The sequence below is a fragment of the Pseudomonas sp. LBUM1679 genome (genome assembly GCF_059695565.1).
The window spans coordinates 138,333-157,496 of record NZ_CP166774.1; the positions used below are offsets into that span (position 1 = coordinate 138,333).

A 19,164-nucleotide genomic window follows, 5' to 3' on the forward strand; every position below is an offset into this window, starting at 1 on the left:
CGCGATCCGGTCAGTGGGTCAGAGAATCCGTGATGGCCAGCAGTTTTGCGCCAGGCAGCAAGAATACGCTGTAGCGTTCCCCGGCCTTGAGTTCGCCAAGATCCAGGGTTGAGCCTGCATTGCTGTTGGCACACACCAGTTGCACGGACAACTTGACCGGATTGATGGATCTGCGTTGCACGCTTCCCAGGCTGACGGCTTTGAAAATATCGGCATTTCGCCCGGCAGGGCGCAGGCTTGCATCGCGGCAGCTGGCGTCCGTATTGAAAAACGCCAGCGAAGCCTTGAGGCCATTGAAGTCATCTGGCGTTTCACGAATAGTTGTCTGCGCAAGGCCCGCATTGGCATCGGGCAGGGCGACGATCGTCACAAACTCGCCGGGCGAAAAGCCAAGGGCCAGGGGTACGCTCTGCCCTTCAGCGTTCATCGTGCCCTCCAGCGATCTGCCCGGCTGGACGGGAAGGTAACCGGACACGGAATACAGCCCACCCAGTTCAACGCGCGTCGAGGCCGCGTCAACCGCCAGTGGCGCAGTCCCGGGCAGGGCATTTACAAAACGCACAAAGGCCGAGTCTTCGCTCGGCCCGGTGCTGTACAGCGGGATATCCGCACACGTGGCGGTGGTGCTCAGAAAAGCGCAAGCCAGGCCACCCGCCCTTGGGCGCCAGCCCTTCACTTATAGGCCCCTTTCACCGCCTCTTTGGGCAGATTGCCCAGGGCGGTGCCAATCGCATTCGCCCAGGATTTGTACCCGGCAATAGTGAAATGCTGGCCATCGATCGTGACCCACTCGCCGGGTTTGGAAAAACTCAGGGAGTCGATAAAGGTGCACGGCGCTACGTTGGTGGCGAGGAAATTCGACATCAATTGCGTGCGCGCATCATTCTTCTGATAAGGCCCGCCCGCCTTGCCCCACGCTGGACCGACCCAGGCGCACTTGGCACCGGTGGCGGCGATTTCCTTGGTCAGGCTGGTGACGTTTTGCCAGGCCCAGGCCTTGGGAAAGGCCGGTTTATCGTAGGACGCCATGGTGTCGGCAATGATGATCACCACCAGGTCCGGTTTTTCCGCGGCAATCAGCGTCGTGATGGGTGTGGTGCTGGCCTCGCGGCCTTTGATCACTTGCTTGCCGTTGATTTTATGTTCAGCGCCACAGTCGGCTTTCTTGGTAATCAGCCAATCGGCGGCATTCGCGCCGCAAGCGCCAATGGAGTGAACGAGTGCACCTTGGCGTGTCAGGTTATCGTTCAACGGCTCCATCAGCGTGTCTACGAGGCTCATGTGGCTCTCGCCCAAAACGAGAAGCGTCAGGCCGGCAATGGCTGAGGCAGGCATTGAGTGTTCCTTCGATCAATTGGAATAAGGAGATTGATAGGGGCTGACGGGCAAGGTCATCGGGCCTGTCATGTCCTCGAACATGTAGCGAAGGTACATGGCCCCCGAAAATTGTCGGTAATCTCGAGCGTTATCCAGGCCCATGTTGCCGCCCAGGAAGAAGTTGCTGCCCATGCGGTATTCACCCGAGGCGGCCAGGTTGTAGCCAACGCCGGTCTTGTTCATGCCAGGGTACTGGGCATCTCCGGCCGAGGCTTGCAGGGCCGAGTCGGTCGGAAAATAGTCGGCACGGTCCTGTTCGAAGTGCTGCACGCCCACCGAGCCTTTGAGCTGGTAAGAAAAGTTGGCCGTGCGCTGGCTCCAGGTGACCGGCATACCGATGGCAAAGAAGCTCTGCGGGCTGAAATAGCCGCCGTGGCCATAGGTATAGAAGCTTTGGTTGTTTTCATAGGACAGCGCGGTGGCGCTGACACCCAGGGTCAACGTGCTGTCAGGATCGTCATTACCCAGATACCAGTAGGCGCCGCTGCCGATCTCGCTACGGGCGTTGGATTCCACGTTGTTGCCTTCAAGCTTGTGCCAGGAAGCGAAACCATAGACGCCCACTTGCTGGTTGTCATAGCTCAGCTGACCGCGTGCACCATTGGCTGTTACACCCCCCCAGCTCTGGCCGGTACGTGCATCGCTGGTGCCTGCAAACGACGTCACACTGTCGGTGACCGGACGGCGTGAAGCATTCACCCCGTAACGGAAGTTGGGGTTAGCCTCGAAGGGGCGATCGACACGGACGCCACCCGCAGCGGTTGTGTAACGAAAGCCCATGGGTGTCGTGCCGATATCGGCCTTGATCCCGTGCTCGGGGTTCTCGATCGCAACGGACAGACCCACGCCGGTGTCTTTCTGTGAACCGGTAGAGTCCTCTGCCGCGACGGTCGGCCCGCCGCCAAAGCGTTGCGCCGAGTTCGAATTGGCACTGCCGGCGTTCACCGTCACCGGGGTCACACGAACGGCCAGACGGTTGTTGCCGGCCGGGAAGGTGGCTTCAAAGGGCGTTTCGACGGCCGTCATCTTGCTCAGGCCATCTTCGCTGTCGTTGCTGCGCACGCTCACGCCCTGCGCCACGTAGGCGCTGCGCTCTTGCAGAATGTCGTTGAGTGCCAGCTGCGCGGGCGTCATGTCGCTGCGTGGGTCGCTGGACGTTGTTGGTGCTGCGAAGGGGTTGTCCGAAGGGCCCTGTCCTGAAGACGGTCGACCATAGCCTTGCTGTACATAACCGGCAGTCTGCTGCACATGACCTTGCTGCACATAACCAGCAGGCTGCTGCGCATAGCCTTGCTGCGTATAACCGGCAGTCTGCTGCACATAACCTTGCTGCACATAACCAGCAGGTTGTTGAGCATAGGTCGGGGCTGCCTGGGGAGCACGGGCAGGCTGGGCGTACCCTGCGGGCGCTTGCCCGTAAGCCTGCGCCGGTGCCTGGTAGCTCTCGGCCACCGGGGCGGGAATGCCGTCCATCGAGCTCGCATAGCCTTGCGATTGTCCCGACTGACCGGGGTAGGCATCCGGCACCACTTGCGCCACGGGGTCAGTTGCGCTGGGGATCGATTCGGCCGGCAACGGAACGACTGCCCCCGCCGCCAGGGTAGTCGCACGGCGACGTTGACCGGGCATCCCGGCAAAAGGATTAGCCCCGGCATTTGCAGCATAACCTTGCGCCGGTGCGGGTGGATCGATTGCGTCCCGCTCTACGGCGACGGCTTTGCGCAGCAGTGTCGCGGCGTCTCCCGAACGGCCCATGCTGTTATAGATCCGTGCTGCCGTGGTCAGCAGTTGGGGGTCGCCGGGCGCGAGCTTCACCGCACGATCCACGGCTTTTTCCGCGAACGAGCGGTCCTGCGCCTGTAGCGCGGCATCGGCCGCACTGATCAGCAGCTGGGCGTTGTTGGCGTCTCGCTGGACCAGTGGGCGATAGAGCTCGAAGGCTTTTTTCCGATTGCCGCTGGCGGTGTACATCCGTGCCAGGGCGGAGACGGCGACACTGTCGCCCGGGCGCTGGGCCAAGGCTGGAGACAGGGTGTCATAGGCGGCTACCAGATCGCCGCGCTCGCGCAGGCGGTCAGCCTGACGAACACGATAGACATACAGCAGATCATCGTACTGGGCGCGTGCCTGCGTGCCCATCGGTTGCCCCTGCAAGTCATGCAGGATGCCGCTGACTTCCGCATCTTCGCCGCTCTTGAGCAATACGCCGGCGTATTGCAGCAACAGCTCCGCTGACGGTCTTGGCGTCTGGGACAGCAGGCTGCGCATCAACACCAGGCCACGGGCCGGGTCGCCGGCATCGACATAGGCCATCGCCAGGGATGCCAGGCGGGCCGGTCGCATTTGCCCGCTCAAGGACGATGTCAGCGGTTCGCTGCGCTCAAGCAGCGCCAGCGCTTCTTGTTTTTGCCCGCGCCTGGACACTTCAAGTGCCTTGCGGATCTGCACGTTGAGCTCGACGTCGGCGGCCAGCTCCTTGATGTCCGGGGTGCGTTCGGCGACGGGAATGCGCGAGAGCGCCGCCTGGGCTTTTTCCCATTCCTGCATCTGGGCGGACAACAATGCGCTGGTGTAAAGCGCATCGGGAAGGTCCGGCCGGGTTTTCAGCAGCTCATCGACGAGTTTACGAGCGGTTTGCGTCTCGCCGTTGCGAAGGTGGATGCGCGCCAGGGCGAATCGTGTCCAGGCGTCGTTCGGGTCTGCGCGCAGGGCCTCGCGATAAGCCTGCTGGGCGCCGGCCCAATCTCCCCGCTGCTCGGCAGCCTTGGCCTGTTGCGTAGCACGCAGGCCTCGCAAGCGGTTGGCATCGCCAAAACCGGCTTGCTCGGTGGGGGACAGTTTGTCCAGCCACTTGAGCGCTTCGTCAGCCTTGCCGGCCTGGGTCAACACACCAAGCAGACCGCTGCGCGCGTCGGCATTGGCAGGATACCGCGCCAGTACCTGGCGATATGTCGTTTCGGCGACATCCAGCTTGCCATCCTGAGCCTCAAGCCCTGCCAGTGCTACCAGCCCTGCCGGCTCGTTGGGCTGTTTTTGAATGGCTTGCTGGAACAATTGACGCGCCTGGTTCACGCGGCCCAGGCGTTGTGTTTCACGGGCGCGTTCCAACAACACCCAATACCGCACATTTTCCAATGCCGGTTGCCAGCGATTGCCGCCCGGTTGCCGGGTGGCCTGCTCAAGGTGCTTTTCGGCTTCGCCCAAACGGTTGAGTTGCTGGTACACCACGCCCATGCCACCGAGGGCGTCGACGTCATTGGATTTCTGTTGCAGGCGCGCCTGAAATTCTTTTTCAGCCGTGCGTTTGTCACCCGCATCGAGCGCCTTCAGGCCGCGGGCCACATGGGGGTCCTGTTGCCAGGCGGGGGCTTCTTTCGCCGTGACATTGGCCTTATTCATCCGCGCCCGAATGTCCTCATCGTCCGGGTGGACTTTGAGGAACTCTTCGAACAACGGCTTTTGTGCGGCTGTCGGCGTGTCGATCCAGGTCAGTGCCAGGCGCCAGCTTTCATCCGCATCACCACCGATATCGGCGCGGGTCGACAGTTTGGCCAGGGCACGAACACCTTCGGCACGACTGTCTTCGCGGCGCACCAACTGTTTGGCGAAAAACAGCGGTACGTACGGGTCGCTGGTTTTTTCCCGGATCAGCCGCTCAAAACCACGACGGGCCTCGGGCCAGCCGGCATCGGTATAGGCCAGGTTGTTGTAGTACTCACGCGCGAACAGGCCCTGCGGCTCGCGCCCACCCAGCACCTTGCGGTACTGCACAGCGGCGCCTTCGTGGTCACCGGCATCGACCAGGCGGCGAGCTTCCTGAAGCTGTTTCTGGCCCACGGCCGAGGCCATGGCGATCTCCTGCTCCAGGCGTTCGGCTTGCGGCGCAACTGGCTTCAACGCCTTGAGCCGGGTCAGATACGGCTGGGCCTGATCGGGCTTTTTCTGCTGGACAGCAACCATGCCGAGGCCAAAAAGCGCATCGGGTTGATTGGGCGAAAGACGCAGCAACTTCTCCCAGATCTCCGTGGCCCGTTGCGGGTTCTGGCGAGACTGCCAATAGTTGCCCTGCTCGATCAGCAGTGCTTGTGGATCGGTGGTCTCGGCCGGAGCGGAGGTACAGACCAGCGCAGCCAGGATTGCGACGGCTAGTGTGTGGCGGCGCGGGTACATGCGGACTCCCAGGATAGCTTCAGTGTTCCGTCGTTGAGGAACTGATAACGTTGTTCTGCCCAGCCCAGCCCGAACAGGCTGAGCATGTAGTGGTAATACATCGGTTGCACAGTGCCGGTGCGCATCTGCTCCTGCACCTTCTTCAAGGCCTGCTCGACAATGCGCTGCTGCTGCTCGGCCAGCCAGGGTTGCCCCTTGGCCAGAAAATACGGGATCAAGGCCGCCGAAAACCCGTACGGGCCATTGCCTTCGGTGCTGGCGCTGATGACTTGAACCTTTTCCGGCGGCATCCCGCTTGAGGCGGTAGCCGCGGCCATGCCGTCCAGGCGAGCGAGGATCGAGGCCGCCAGCGGGTCGCTCTTGGGCGTCATGCCGGCCCAGAGATAGACACGTATGGCGTCATAGCTGCCGAGCTGGCCTTTGAACGGATCGATGACAAACAGCCCCGAGGTGGCCGAGGTCCCGCGGTAGCCGACCCAGTCGGCGACAAAGCCATTGGGGCTGGAATCACGCAGCAGTCTGGCGGTGTTCTCAGCCACCTCTTGCCAAGGTCCGGCAGGTGTTTCCTTGGCCAGTCGGCGCAAGAGTGGAATGGGCAGGTAACTGGCATTCAAGCGCCACAGGTGGTCTGGCTGCACAAAGCCTTCCGGGCCTGGCAACACCATTTTGCCCAGGCCCGGCAAGTCGACCAGCAGGCGCGACTCGATAGTGGCCAGCAGGCGCTTGGCGTCCTCGCGGTAATCCGGGCGCTGCCAGATCCGAGCGGCTTCCAGCAGCGCGTAGACGAACCACAGGTCGGCATCGGCTGCGGAGTTCGCGTCCTGAATCGCCCACTTTCCGTCTTTACCCTGGCCCCACAACCAGCCCGGCAGATGCGTGCCGATGTCGCTGGAGGCCATGTTGGCCGCGGTCCAGCGCCAGAGTCGGTCGAAGGTCTGCGGATCGTTGCCGATCAGGGCGAAGAGCATTCCATAGGATTGCCCCTCTGATGTGCTTTGCTGTGGGTTCAGGCTGGAGCCGAGCATCCGCCCGTCTTCCTGTATGTAGCGCTGTGCAAAGTCCTGCCAAAGCGGCCAGTTCGAAGCGCTGCAAGCCTGGGCGTGAGCAGCGCCGGGCAGCAACACCAGGCCGCCGATCATGCCCAGCACTGTCCGCCGATACCCGCCCGTGCTCACACGCAGCACGCCGGTGAAGGCTTTAACGATCTCGCCAAGGCGCATCTCAGTGTTTCCCGACATCGGCATCGTCGGCCAGACGATGACGTGCGCGCGCGCGCAGCGACAGATAGGCCAGCACACTGACCAATGGAATGCACAGCGCGGTGATCAGCACCAGCAGAAACACATGCTGCGAGAGCATCCATTGCACGTACTTGAAGGGCCCGAGGTGACCGACGTAATACTGCTCGTCTGCGACCAGCGACTTGATGTGCTTGCCCTGAATCACGGCGAGGCTGCCTTGCAGCGCCTGGGTGTAGTCTTCACCGCCGATCAGCGCATCCGTTGCCTCAATCAAGCCTTCCGGCCGTGCACTGGCGATCAGTACCACGCTGCGCCCGCTTTTCAGGGGGGATTCGAAACCGGTCAGGTAAGTGCTGCTGCTCGTGCCCTTGAAGGTGAAAGTGCTGCGGGCCTGGCGCCGATTGGCGACCGGGTCGGGACTGATCCATTCGCGGATCCGCAGCGGCAGATCGGACAGATCAAACCGCTGGCGGTCACCGTCGACGCTGGCCGGCAAGTAGCTTGCCCATTGCTCCAGCAGCGGTTGGTTGGCGCCTGAAGCCAGGACAAGCAAGTCTTTATCCGCAAGCTCGCTGATCTGATCGGCCTGGGCTACGGTAACGGCAGTGGCGGGGTAACCGGTCGACTCGCCGAAGCGGCCCATCACCGTCAGGTAGGCCGCCAGTTCGGTGGTGCCGGCATTGTCCGGCAGGATGACCGCCGATTCGGACAGGTCCGCCATACGGGTGAACGGGAAGCCGCCGTCCTTGAAGACGCCCAGGTTGGGCATCGCCATGAAGTGCTCGTATTGACGCAGGTCCAGGGTCGATTCCGGATCGATCATGCCCCGCATGTTGTCGAGGATGATGTCGCGGCATTCGCCTTGTTTGGTGTAGTCGTAGACGAAGCGGATCTGCAAGCGTGACTGCAAGGCGACCGAGGTCAGCGGCAGCAACACATTGGTTTCCTGAGCCAGGCTCGGGTCTTTTTTCAGCATGGCCAAAAGGCTGGCGCCGCCGCCCAATTGCGCCACCGACGGCAAGGAAACGGACTTCATGAAGCTGTCGTTGAAGCTCACCATCAAACTCGATCCCGACACGCTCGGTGGTGGGGTGTAGCGATATTTGAGGTTCAGCTTGGCGCCGTCTTCCAGCCAGTTGAACAAGTCCGGTGGCAGGCGCATGGGCACGGTGACTGCGCCTGGGTTGATGCCCGAAACATTCAACACTTTGGGGCCAACCAGTTCACCGAGCTTGATCAGGCGATCGGTAGGCAGCCAGTTCGGCGCGTCATAGGGCTTGCGTGGTACCAGCGTATCCATCTGGTCGATTTCCACGTGGTTGCCGGTGAGTGCCTGGCTGCCCAGCGTCAGTGCAGCCGCAGCGCGCTTGAGCGCTTGCGAATCGGCACCCGAAATCACCAGCAGTTTGCCGAACGGGTCATTGGGGTTGGCAACCATGGACAGGCTCGGATCATCGGCCGTCGGCACCTGCAAGCCGGGGATCTGCGAGCCATCGGCACTGCTGATGAAGACGATCGCGTTACCTTTCTGCGGAATCTGGCTCAGGTTGGCCGTAAAGCGCGCGCCGCGATAGCTCGCCAACGCGCCCAGCCAGGAGGCCACCGTGCCAGCGGCTTCCAGGGTGGCGTTATCGGGCGCCTGGGCAAACACAAAGGGCATGTTCAGCACGCGGGCGTCGCGGCGATCGAAAAATGGCAGCGGCAGCGACGATAGATCATCGGGCAAGTCGATTTTCGACACGTTCAGGCTCAGGCGGCTTTCGTTGCTGATCTTCGCCCACAGGCTGGAGTGCATCGGGTCTTCGCATGCCATGGAGTAGTGGCCGATAAACTGCAAACCAAGGCGGTTGAATTCAGTGATCAGGTGCGCAGGGATATCAACGGTGGTCTTTTGCAGCGTGCCGGCGTTTTCCTTGGGCAGCGGCAGGCTGGCGGCGACTTCGTCGTTGACCATGACGTTGAGCTGCGAAAGTTCGCTCAGCAAGGCGGGCGAATAGGTGTACTGCAAGGTCACCTTGGCGCCTGTCACTACCTCATCGGCGCGCACGTCGAAGTTGACGCTGTCGGTCGCCTCCAGGCCGCGCAAGGTCATGGTGTAGTTTTTACCCAGCTCCTTGAGCGTCAGGTCGTAACGATCGCCGTTCGCGGTGCCCGCTGCAGGACTGGTTTCAGTGACCCCCCAGGCAGTCGAAGTCATGAGGCCGGCGCTGAGCAGCGAAGCGGCCATCAACATCCACGGGTAAGGTCGTGCATCGGCACGACGAAAGTGCTTGAGAGTCATTACTGATCCAGGAGAGGTTCGACGGCCTGAGGCACAGCACGTCGGCGCTTGAAAAGAAGACCGGTTTCTTTTGCAGTAGCTTTGAACAGTTCGATAATGCCTCGGACACCAATCAGGCTGATGTCTCGCAAGGCCCCCAGCGGGGTATCGACCTCGCCATTGCCCCAGGTCGAAGCCCAGGTATCGGCGCGCGAGAAGGTCAGACGCACCAACTCACTTTGCTGACGCAAGGTCATATGATCGAATTGGGCGCCGATCATCGTTTCGTTGCTGAACGCTACGGTGGCCGGGAACAGGCTGGTTTGAGTATTGCGAATGAGGGCGACCTGGATCTGCTCGCCACTGGCGAACCGGCTGCCATCGGACACGTGGATACCCAGCCCTTTCTGCGAGAAGTCCTGGGTCACGCCGTCGATTTCACTGCCGTCGGCACGCAGAATCTTGACCGGCAGATCGGCGCGTACCCGCGGCTCGGAGCGAATCTGCCGGGTTTCGCTGGCGACGGCCACCGATGCGCTGGTGATGATGATGTTGTAGACCGTCCAGGCCAGGTTGATCAGAACGGTGATGAGGGTATCGCCTGTACCCCAGATCAGTTCGTAAGTACCGAAGGCCAAGCCGGTCAAGTTCAGCAGCAACAGGATGATATAGGGGCGTGCCAGCTTCCATTCGAAGTATTCCTTGTCGATGATCCCGCCTTTGTCGGTCACGTTGAAACCACCGAACTTGGGATTCACCAAGGCCATCAGCACAGGCCGCATGATGTACCAGGCCAGTACCGTCTCGTAGACCTCGTTCCAGAACGAGTGACGGAATCGACCCTGAATGCGTGAGTTGGTCACGCTGGCATGGACGATATGCGGCAACACGTAGGCCATGATCATCAGCGCCGAGGCATGGTAAATCTGGGCGTCGAAGACCAGATAGGCCAAGGGCGCGGTCAGGAACACCAGACGCGGCAAGCCATAGAAAAAGTGCAGCATGGCGTTCGAATAGCAGATGCGCTGCCCCAGGCTCAGGCCCTTGCCGAGCAGTGGGTTGTCGGTCCGGAAAATCTGCGCCATGCCTCGGGCCCAGCGGATCCGCTGGCTGATGTGACGCGACAGGCTTTCGGTTGCAAGCCCGGCAGCCTGCGGGATGGCCAGGTAGGCGGTGTTATAGCCGGCGCGGTTGAGCTTGAGTGCCGTGTGGGCGTCCTCGGTCACGGTCTCGATGGCCACGCCGCCGACTTCTTCCAGAGGGGCCCGGCGGATGACTGCGCAGGAGCCGCAGAAGAAGGTCGCATTCCACAAGTCGTTGCCGTCCTGGACCAAACCGTAGAACAACTCGCCTTCGTTGGGGACGGTACGGAAGGTGTCCAGGTTTTTTTCGAACGGGTCCGGCGAGAAGAAAAAGTGCGGCGTCTGCAGCATTGCCAGCTTCGGATCCTTCAGGAACCAACCGAGGCTGATTTGCAGGAAAGAGCGGGTGGGCACGTGGTCGGCGTCGAAAATGGCAATGTACTCGCCACTGGTGACCTTCAGCGCTTCGTTCAGGTTGCCGGCCTTGGCGTGACGGTTGTTGTCGCGAACGATGTAGTTCACCCCGATCTGCTGGCAAAACACTTTGAAGTCTTCACGGCGGCCGTCATCGAGCACGTGCACGCGCAGCTTGTCCTTGGGCCAGTCGATGGCCTGGGCGGCAAAGATCGTCAGCTTCACGATGCCGAGGGATTCGTTGTACGAGGGGATGAACACATCGACCACCGGCCATTCAGCCGGAGGGGCGGTCAGCAGTATGGGTTTGCGCTGCAGGGGCCAGGCGGTTTGCAGGTAGCCGAACAACAGCACCACCAGGGCATACAGCTCGGCCAGGACCAGGCCGTAGCCGAAGAACATGTCCAGCCAGGTTTCAAACCCCAGGGTCGACGTCAACCGCCAGTACATATAGCGCAAGGACGCCACCACCGAGAACACGATCATTGCCAGCACTGGCAGGCGACCCGGGATCTTGCGGATCACCAGGATCGAGCCGAAGCACAGCAGGGCAAATACGACCTGGCTTTCCAGGTCCAGCGGCGCACAAATCATTGCGATCAATAACAGGCCGGCCACCAGGCAGGCACCGGCCTTGAGCAGCAGGCTCGCGGTGGGCGGCAGCTTTTCCACGCGCGCAAAAAGTGTGTCGAGCCACTGCTCTGAATTCAGATTGCTCATGAAAGTGACGACTCTTGAACCTGTGCGTGTGAAAGCAGGCCTGAAAGCGCCTTGGCAATCTCTTGAATGTCGTGACAACCCTGGCTGAGGGGCACTAGGTCCATCGGGTTACATTCGTAAGCCAGGGCTTCTCGGATACTGCGGTCCAGATGAACTACGCCTAGCAGGCTTATGCCCATGCGCTGCTTCAACACTTCGACCATGTCCATGCTGAAGCCATGAGTAGGGTCCAGCTGATTGATGATGCAGTGCAGCGTCGGGGGATGAAGTTTGCCCAGGCAAGGTTCGAGCCTGCGCTTCATTTGATCCAGTGCTCGATAAGATGCGGCATCAGGCAGCATAACGAGCACCAGGTGATCGGCGATATCCAGCGCTTGCTGCAAACTCTCGTCAATGCCGACGGGCAGATCCAGGATCACCACGTCTTTGTCGCTCAATTCCATGCGCTGCAGTTGTTGGAACAACCAGCGGCCATCTTTGGCCACGTTTTGCTGTACGCGCTGCAAGTCGGTGACAGCGGTCTTGCCATAAGGCACAAGCTGGCAATTACCAACGCCTGGCAGGCAAACATCGCGCCAGTTGTTGTCTCCCAGGCACGCCTGAGCAATGCCCGGTACGGTGTCCTGAATGCCGAAATGGAATTGCAGTGCATTCTGCGGGTCCAGATCGACCGCAAACACCTGACCGCCCTTTTGGGGGTGCAGGGTGCTGGCCAACATCGACGTCAACGTACTTCTGCCCACGCCCCCCTTGGCTGACACCACGGCCACTATCTGCGCTTTGATCCGCGCAGGGGCCACCGGGACTGCCTGGTCTTGAGCGCTCAGGCGCGCTTGAGCGGCTTTTTCCAGCAAGCTGCGCAAGGACCCAGGGGGCGATGCTTGAGTGGACGGGGCAAGGCTTGTCTCAGGCGCAGGCTTCCTGACAACGGGCTCGGCCGGCAACGGTGCCAGGGCCGTCGGAATGTTGACAGCAGCGTCGAGCACGGCGTCGATGGCCGCCTGTATTATGACAGATGCCTCAAGCGTCGTTTCAACGGTTGGAACGGAGGGCGGGATCGGCGTAGGCGTGGTGTCCGAAACCAGTACCGGGGCAGCAGGCTTTATCGGCAGGCGCACCGGTGGCACGAGCGGCAGTTCCTGATAGTCGTAGTGGGGCTCTATTTCTTTATAGCTATCCGCACTTGCCCCGAATGAGCTGAACAATGTTGCAATGTCATCTGCGCGATTCATGGAGTAGCCCCGTTCCTGCCTTCGGCGATCTGAAAATTTTCTTAGGCAGATTCGACCTAAATCACACACACACACAAAAACCCATATTCACGGCGGAATCTGGGAAAGAGGTGATGTCAGAGTGATGGTGTCAATAATTTGCTGTCAGGGCTACTTTTTTTTCAGATAAGCGCTAGAGTCAATTTTTTTGTGTCAAAAAAATGTCGATTCGTTCGCTGTTTGATGCACTGATCAGGAAAATCATTTTTCCGAAACCGTCGCTATATGCTTTATCGCGAGCCCTTCTAAGAGGGCGGCATCTTACTGCCTGGCGCGATTGAATGGCTGAGGTGCGTCAGCATTTTTACTTGTTCTGAAGAAATTTCCGACACAAGGAAGCGACCACGAGCTCTATATTCCCTATTGGAATTTAAGTCAATTCTATTATTCCAATATCTTGTAATCCTGCGCGCATGCGCAAAGCAATCCTTGCAGGAGCGAGGCTTGCCCGCGAAGACGGCCTAAAATACACCCCATCTTTAAGGCCATATCGTTATTCGCTAACGGTATTTAAATTTTAATTCTTATATCTATAAAGTCACTCTCCTGCGTACCTGCCGACCAATCGGCGCGCCGCACGACACGAACCAACACGGGACCTCCGTGAGTTTCTGATCGACGCGCGCCCTTGAGCGCCGTGCGTGGGAGTGATTTATGTCTGCAGCTACCGCTAGCCCAAGCGCCGCGACCATCGCGCCGCAAACCTTTGAAATTCGCCCGTTCAGTGGCGCCGTCGGTGCCGAAATCATCGGCCTCGATCTGTCCCGCCCGATCAATGACCAGGACTTCGCTCGCATTCACCGCGCACACCTGGATCATCACGTGGTGGTGTTCCGCGACCAGCGCATCACCCCGGAGCAGCAAATTGCCTTCAGCCGCCGGTTTGGTGTGTTGCAGATCCACGTACTCAAGCAGTTCCTGCTGGCCGGGCACCCGGAAATTCTCATCGTTTCCAACATCATCGAAAACGGCCAGTCCATCGGCCTCGGCGATGCCGGCAAGTTCTGGCACTCCGACCTTTCCTATAAAGAACTGCCGAGCCTGGGCTCGATGCTGCACGCCCAGGAACTGCCCGCCGAAGGCGGCGATACCTTGTTCGCCGACATGCACAAAGCCTGGGACAACTTGCCCGAGGCACTGCGCAAAGCCGTCGAAGGTCGCTCGGCCGCGCACTCCTACACGGCGCGCTACAGCGAAACCAAATTCGAAGGCAACTGGCGCCCGACCCTGACGCCCGAGCAGCTTGCTCAGGTCGCAGAAGTGGTGCACCCGATCGTGCGCACTCACCCGGAAAACGGCCGCAAGGCATTGTTCGTCAGCGAAGGTTTCACCACCCGCATCGTCGGTTTGCCGGAAGACGAGAGTCAGCAATTGCTCGCCGAGCTCTACGCTCACAGCGTGCTGGCGCAGAACATCTATCGCCATCAATGGCAGCCCCACGACCTGGTGTTCTGGGATAACCGTTCGCTGATCCACCTCGCCGCCGGATGCCCCAGTCATCTGCGCCGCAAGCTGTATCGCACCACCATCCAGGGCGACGCGCCTTTCTGATCTGTCGGAGAATTGCCATGTCCAAACGACTTCCATTTGCACCCTTGGCCGCGGCCATCGGCCTGGGTTTGAGCCTGATCGCCGGCAGCCTGGTGGCGCCGAGCGTGGCCCAGGCCGAAGGTGAAATCCGCATCGCCGAACAGTTCGGCATTGTTTACCTGTTGCTCAACGTCGTGCGCGATCAGAACCTGATCGAGAAATACGGCAAGCAGGAAGGCATCGACATCAAGGTCGACTGGACCCAGCTCTCCGGTGGCGCGGCGGTCAACGATGCGTTGCTCTCCGGTTCCATCGACATTGCCGGTGCTGGCGTCGGTCCGCTGCTGACCATCTGGGACCGCACCCACGGTAAGCAGAACGTCAAAGCCGTGGCTTCTCTGGGCAATTTCCCTTATTACCTGGTGAGCAACAATCCCAAGGTCAAGACCATCGCCGACTTCACCGAAAAGGACCGCATCGCGGTGCCGGCGGTAGGGGTCTCGGTGCAGTCGCGCTTCCTGCAATATGCCGCTGCCAAGCAGTGGGGCGACAAGGAATTCAATCGCCTCGACAAGTACACCATCGCCGTCCCGCACCCCGACGCCACGGCGGCGCTGATCGCGGGCGGCACCGAATTGAGCGGGCACTTCTCCAACCCGCCATTCCAGGATCAGGCGTTGGCCAATCCCAACGTGCATGTGGTGTTGAACACCTACGACCTGCTCGGCCCGAACTCGCCGACGGTGCTGTTCGCCACCGAGAAATTCCGTAACGAGAACCCGAAAACCTACAAGGCCTTCGTTGAGGCGCTGACTGAAGCGGCGCAGTTTGCCCAGAACGATAAAGGCGCGGCGGCCGACACTTACATCCGTGTCACCAAGGCAAAAATCGATCGCGCTGCGCTGTTGAAAATCATCGACAACCCGCAGTTCGAATTCAGCGTCACGCCGAAAAATACCTATCCGCTGGCTGAGTTCCTCTACCGCGTCGGCGCGATCAAGAACAAACCGGATTCGTGGAAGGACTACTTCTTCCAGGATGCCAAACCACTGCAAGGGAGCTGATCGAGATGAACGCCCCTTTGCAAGGCCACACGGCCAGCAACCCGATCGTGGCAGCCCAGGCGTTGCTGTCGGTCGACAAGGTCAGCCTGGAATACCGCACGCCGCAACGTGTGGTTCGGGCAACCCATCAGGTCAGTTTCGAAATCGATCCGGCGGACCGTTTTGTGCTGCTCGGTCCGTCCGGTTGCGGTAAATCGACATTGCTTAAAGCAGTCGCCGGATTCATCCAGCCCTGCGAGGGCGAAATTCGGCTGCAGGGGCAAACCGTCACTGCGCCGGGCCCCGACCGGATTGTGGTGTTTCAGGAGTTTGATCAGCTGCCGCCATGGAAAACCGTCAAACAGAACGTGATGTTCCCGCTGCTGGCCTCCCGAACCCTGAAGAAAAAGGAAGCCGAAGAACGGGCGCTGCACTATCTGGACAAGGTCGGGCTGGCGGCGTTTGCCGATGCCTACCCACATACCTTGTCCGGCGGGATGAAGGCCCGGGTAGCCATCGCCCGGGCATTGGCGATGCAGCCGAAAATCCTGCTGATGGACGAACCCTTCGCCGCGCTCGATGCGCTGACCCGACGCAAGATGCAGGAAGAATTACTGCTGCTTTGGGAAGAAGTGCGCTTCACGTTGCTGTTCGTCACTCACTCCATCGAAGAAGCGCTGGTGGTGGGCAATCGGATTTTGTTGCTGTCACCCCATCCGGGTCGCGTGCGGGCCGAAGTTCACAGCCATCAGTACGATTTGCACAGTCTCGGTGGCGTGGCTTTTCAGGCGTCAGCGCGACGCATTCATCGCTTGTTGTTCGATGAAGGCCAGTCACCGGAAACCGAGCGCGAGCTGGATTTTTCCGACATCCGCATCGCTTACTGAGCCATTGAGAGGAGTGCCCGATGAGCCAGTTTTCATCTGCGCGACAAGAATTCGAAACCGTTTTGCAGCCCCTGACGAGCGTGCCGCTGGAGCGTGAATTACCCCTTGGTCAGCGTTTGTGGCAACAGGGCTGGATTCGTAAAAGCCTGATCCTGATATTGCTGGCGGTGCTGTGGGAAGTGGTTGCCCGCATTCAGAACAACGACCTGCTGCTGCCGAGTTTCGTGCAAACCAGTCATGCGCTGTACGACGGCCTGCTCAGTGGCGAGTTGTTGGGCAAGGTGTGGATTTCCCTGGTGGTGCTGCTCAAGGGATACCTGATCGGCATCGTACTGGCATTTGCCTTGACCACCTTGGCAGTGTCGACGCAGTTCGGTCGCGACCTGTTGAGTACGCTCACCTCGATGTTCAACCCGCTGCCGGCGATTGCTCTATTGCCATTGGCGCTGCTGTGGTTCGGGCTGGGGCAGAACAGCCTGATTTTCGTGTTGGTGCATTCGGTGCTCTGGGCCTTGGCGCTGAACACCTATGCCGGGTTCCTCGGCGTCTCGGAAACCCTGCGCATGGCCGGGCGTAATTATGGATTGAAGGGCATGCGTTTCGTGCTGTTCATTCTGATCCCGGCGGCGCTGCCGTCGATCCTCGCCGGGCTGAAAATCGGCTGGGCTTTTGCCTGGCGCACGCTGATCGCGGCTGAATTGGTGTTTGGTGCTACCAGTGGTAAGGGTGGCTTGGGTTGGTACATTTTTCAGAATCGTAATGAGCTGTATACCGACAAGGTGTTTGCCGGGTTGGCGGTGGTGATTTTGATCGGGTTGCTGGTGGAGAATCTGGTGTTCGATACGTTGGAACGGGTGACGGTGAAGCGGTGGGGGATGCAACGGTGAGGCGGGAGCCGACGGCTAGCAACCGAAGAACGTTGCGGAGATTGTCCCAGATATTTCAAAGTATCCGACAATTTCGGTTGGCCTGCCGAAGCTGAGCAGCATCTCTTTGAACGTTGTCCAAAGCCGCTAACGCAGCCTGAAATTGAGCTTGCTGAGCTGCATGTTGCGCTGCCATTTGCGCTTGATGTTGCTCGAGGGCTCTCTGTTGGGCTGTAGGTACGCGCGGAACTGAGTTACCTGGATCATATGTACGAGGCGTGTGCATGCTATTAACCACATAGGTTTGAGGTTGTTGCGATCTGGCAAAAGTGTCAGCATTCGACAGAGCCATTGCTTCAGCATAAGACGGTGGCGGTGTATCAGTCGTTGGCAGTGAGTTTCTCCTGGTTACTCGCTGAGTGGAAGAACTTGCGCCTGAGCTTCTAAATCCACCTGCATTGGAAAAATCAGCGAATAACGCTCCGGGCCCTGTCAGCGCTGGACTCGGTGTAGAGACAACCTCTTGAACGTTGCTTGCACTCGAATGGCCGGATACCGTGCCCGTCCATTTACTGGTTTTCATGTTAACTAACAGTCCCCCAGCTGCCCTACCTAATTTCCTTCCTCCCCCTGAGACCCTGAATCCGGGGTCCCCAGACAAAAATCTTTTCACGCCGAAGATGAAGTCAAGCAGAGAATTGTGCCCCGTGGGGTCTGAGCGATTAATCGGATCCCCCACGCAATACATATACGGATTCAACCCACCCCGCCCAAACGGACTCCAGCTGTCCGGGCTATGGAAACGCATCAATCGCGGGTTGTACGCACGGTAGCCGTTGCCCAGCAAATACCAGCAGGTGTGCGCCTCGCGCAATTCGCCGTTGAAGCCCAGCCGCGTGGCGACTGCCTGTCGCGCGGACTGATGGCCGTAGGCGGAATAAGCCAGGCAATGGGTTGCGTTGCCAGCCACTTCGGCGAGTACCGAGTTTTGGTTATCAGTCGCCAGCAACACCGTGCGTTGCGTGTTCGATGGCTGTTGATCAACCGGATCTGTTGGCGGCATGGAACGGCTTCCTGGGTAAATGAGCGAAGTCAGTGCAATCCTTTGGTTTTACGCGCTTGCGCCAAGCTTGAGAACTATCAGAACTGCTAGGGTGTAGCATCGCAACCCGAACACGTTCACCCGTAGGAGCGAAGCTTGCTCGCGATGGGGGCGACTCGGTCACTGGGTAGACCGCGTTATCGTTCTTCGCGAGCAAGCTTGCTCCTACAGGGGGGGTAGGCTGTTAGCATTGCGTTTGAATCAATCCTGGTTAGATACGAGTGCTCAACATGCAGCTCCCGGACATGAACCTTCTGGTCGCCCTCGATGCGTTGCTCGACGAAGGCAGTGTGGTGGGCGCGGCGCGGCGGATGAATCTCAGCCCGGCGGCCATGAGCCGCACGCTGACGCGGATTCGCGAGGCCATTGGCGATCCGATCCTGGTGCGTGCCGGACGTGGCCTGGTACCGACGCCCAAGGCATTGGCCTTGCGCGAGCAGGTGCGGGATGTGGTCGAGCAGGCGGCGTTGCTGTTTCGCTCCGCCGATGAAGTGGAGTTGGGGAGCTTGCGCCGGCGGTTCAGTATTCGCGCCAACGATTTCTTCGTGGGTGTCTACGGCGGCAAGTTGTTCGACACGATGGAACGCCAGGCGCCGCTCTGTGAATTGCGTTTTGTCCCGGAGGGCGACGGGGATGACGAAGCGTTGCGTGAAGGACGTATCGATTTAAGCGTCAGCAACAACCGGCCGCTGATGCCGGAGGTGAAGGTGCAGAACCTGTTCTCCACGCATTTTGTCGGGTTGGTGCGCGAGGACCACCCACTGTTCGATGAAGAGATCACGGCGGAGCGCTATGCCGGTTTTTCCCACATCAGCATGTCCCGCCGCGGCATCGCCCGTGGCCCGATCGACACGGCGCTCAATGCCCTGGGGCTGGAACGGCGGGTGGCGGTGATTGCGCCGAGTTTCCATGCGGCCATGTTTGCGTTGCCTGATTCCGATCTGATTCTGCCGGTGCCCAAGGAGGCGTTGCTGAGTGTGCGGCGTCTGGGGTTGAAGCTGCGTTCATTCACCCTGCCGATTCCGCTGCCGACCCTCATGCTGACCCAGGCGTGGCACCCTCGTTTCGACAAGGATCCGGCGCATCGGTGGATGCGTGAGACGCTCAAGGCATGTTGCGATGCGACATGGCTGGCCGCACAACCCACCTCCAACTGAACGCCGACCCCTGTAGGAGCGAGCTTGCTCGCGATGAACCCGAG

At 60.0% G+C, this 19,164-nt stretch carries 13 protein-coding genes; 5 read left to right on the forward strand and 8 right to left on the reverse strand.

Annotated elements, in window-relative coordinates:
- Positions 1 to 10 precede the first annotated feature (10 nt).
- From ACA062_RS00655 to bcsQ, 7 genes are all read right to left on the reverse strand, one after another.
- Positions 11 to 676, reverse strand: a complete 666-nt coding sequence (locus tag ACA062_RS00655) for an alginate O-acetyltransferase AlgF (RefSeq protein WP_497454789.1) — start codon at positions 674 to 676, stop codon at positions 11 to 13.
- Positions 673 to 1,335, reverse strand: a complete 663-nt coding sequence (locus tag ACA062_RS00660; protein WP_497454790.1) for an SGNH/GDSL hydrolase family protein — start codon at positions 1,333 to 1,335, stop codon at positions 673 to 675. Before ACA062_RS00660 ends, ACA062_RS00655 begins: the two co-directional genes overlap by 4 nt.
- Before the next feature lie 15 nt (positions 1,336 to 1,350).
- Positions 1,351 to 5,547 carry a cellulose synthase subunit BcsC-related outer membrane protein gene (locus tag ACA062_RS00665; RefSeq protein WP_497454791.1) on the reverse strand — a complete coding sequence of 1,399 codons (4,197 nt, stop codon included), beginning with the start codon at positions 5,545 to 5,547 and terminating at the stop codon, positions 1,351 to 1,353.
- On the reverse strand, positions 5,523 to 6,686 hold the full coding sequence (gene bcsZ / locus ACA062_RS00670; RefSeq protein WP_497457338.1) for a cellulose synthase complex periplasmic endoglucanase BcsZ: 1,164 nt from the start codon (positions 6,684 to 6,686) through the stop codon (positions 5,523 to 5,525). Before bcsZ ends, ACA062_RS00665 begins: the two co-directional genes overlap by 25 nt.
- A gap of 82 nt (positions 6,687 to 6,768) precedes the next feature.
- Positions 6,769 to 9,069 (reverse strand): cellulose biosynthesis cyclic di-GMP-binding regulatory protein BcsB, encoded by a 2,301-nt coding sequence (gene bcsB, locus ACA062_RS00675; protein WP_497454792.1) that lies wholly within the window; start codon positions 9,067 to 9,069, stop codon positions 6,769 to 6,771.
- Complete coding sequence (gene bcsA / locus ACA062_RS00680; RefSeq protein WP_497454793.1) at positions 9,069 to 11,264, reverse strand: UDP-forming cellulose synthase catalytic subunit; 2,196 nt, start codon at positions 11,262 to 11,264, stop codon at positions 9,069 to 9,071. The genes bcsB and bcsA overlap by 1 nt, the downstream gene beginning before the upstream one ends.
- Positions 11,261 to 12,496 carry a cellulose biosynthesis protein BcsQ gene (gene bcsQ, locus ACA062_RS00685; RefSeq protein ID WP_497454794.1) on the reverse strand — a complete coding sequence of 412 codons (1,236 nt, stop codon included), beginning with the start codon at positions 12,494 to 12,496 and terminating at the stop codon, positions 11,261 to 11,263. Before bcsQ ends, bcsA begins: the two co-directional genes overlap by 4 nt.
- Before the next feature lie 693 nt (positions 12,497 to 13,189).
- Between bcsQ and ACA062_RS00690 the strand changes: the two genes are divergently transcribed.
- From ACA062_RS00690 to ACA062_RS00705, 4 genes are read left to right on the forward strand one after another with little or no spacing between them, the layout of a single operon-like run.
- The gene (locus ACA062_RS00690; RefSeq protein WP_497454795.1) at positions 13,190 to 14,086 is read left to right on the forward strand and encodes a TauD/TfdA dioxygenase family protein; all 897 of its coding nucleotides are present in this window, start codon (positions 13,190 to 13,192) and stop codon (positions 14,084 to 14,086) included.
- A gap of 17 nt (positions 14,087 to 14,103) precedes the next feature.
- The gene (locus ACA062_RS00695; protein WP_497454796.1) at positions 14,104 to 15,129 is read left to right on the forward strand and encodes an ABC transporter substrate-binding protein; all 1,026 of its coding nucleotides are present in this window, start codon (positions 14,104 to 14,106) and stop codon (positions 15,127 to 15,129) included.
- A gap of 5 nt (positions 15,130 to 15,134) precedes the next feature.
- On the forward strand, positions 15,135 to 15,995 hold the full coding sequence (locus ACA062_RS00700) for an ABC transporter ATP-binding protein (RefSeq protein ID WP_497454797.1): 861 nt from the start codon (positions 15,135 to 15,137) through the stop codon (positions 15,993 to 15,995).
- Between the two features lie 20 nt (positions 15,996 to 16,015).
- A complete protein-coding gene (locus tag ACA062_RS00705; RefSeq protein ID WP_497454798.1) occupies positions 16,016 to 16,882 on the forward strand; it encodes an ABC transporter permease in 867 nt (288 codons plus the stop codon).
- 55 nt (positions 16,883 to 16,937) lie between these two features.
- Here ACA062_RS00705 and ACA062_RS00710 read toward each other — a convergent pair whose 3' ends face one another.
- Positions 16,938 to 17,924, reverse strand: a complete 987-nt coding sequence (locus ACA062_RS00710) for an RHS repeat-associated core domain-containing protein (RefSeq protein ID WP_497454799.1) — start codon at positions 17,922 to 17,924, stop codon at positions 16,938 to 16,940.
- Positions 17,925 to 18,193: 269 nt separating this feature from the next.
- Here ACA062_RS00710 and ACA062_RS00715 point away from each other — a divergent pair, with 269 nt between their 5' ends.
- Positions 18,194 to 19,120, forward strand: coding sequence for a LysR family transcriptional regulator (locus tag ACA062_RS00715; protein WP_497454800.1), 927 nt, complete (start codon positions 18,194 to 18,196; stop codon positions 19,118 to 19,120).
- Positions 19,121 to 19,164 lie beyond the last annotated feature (44 nt).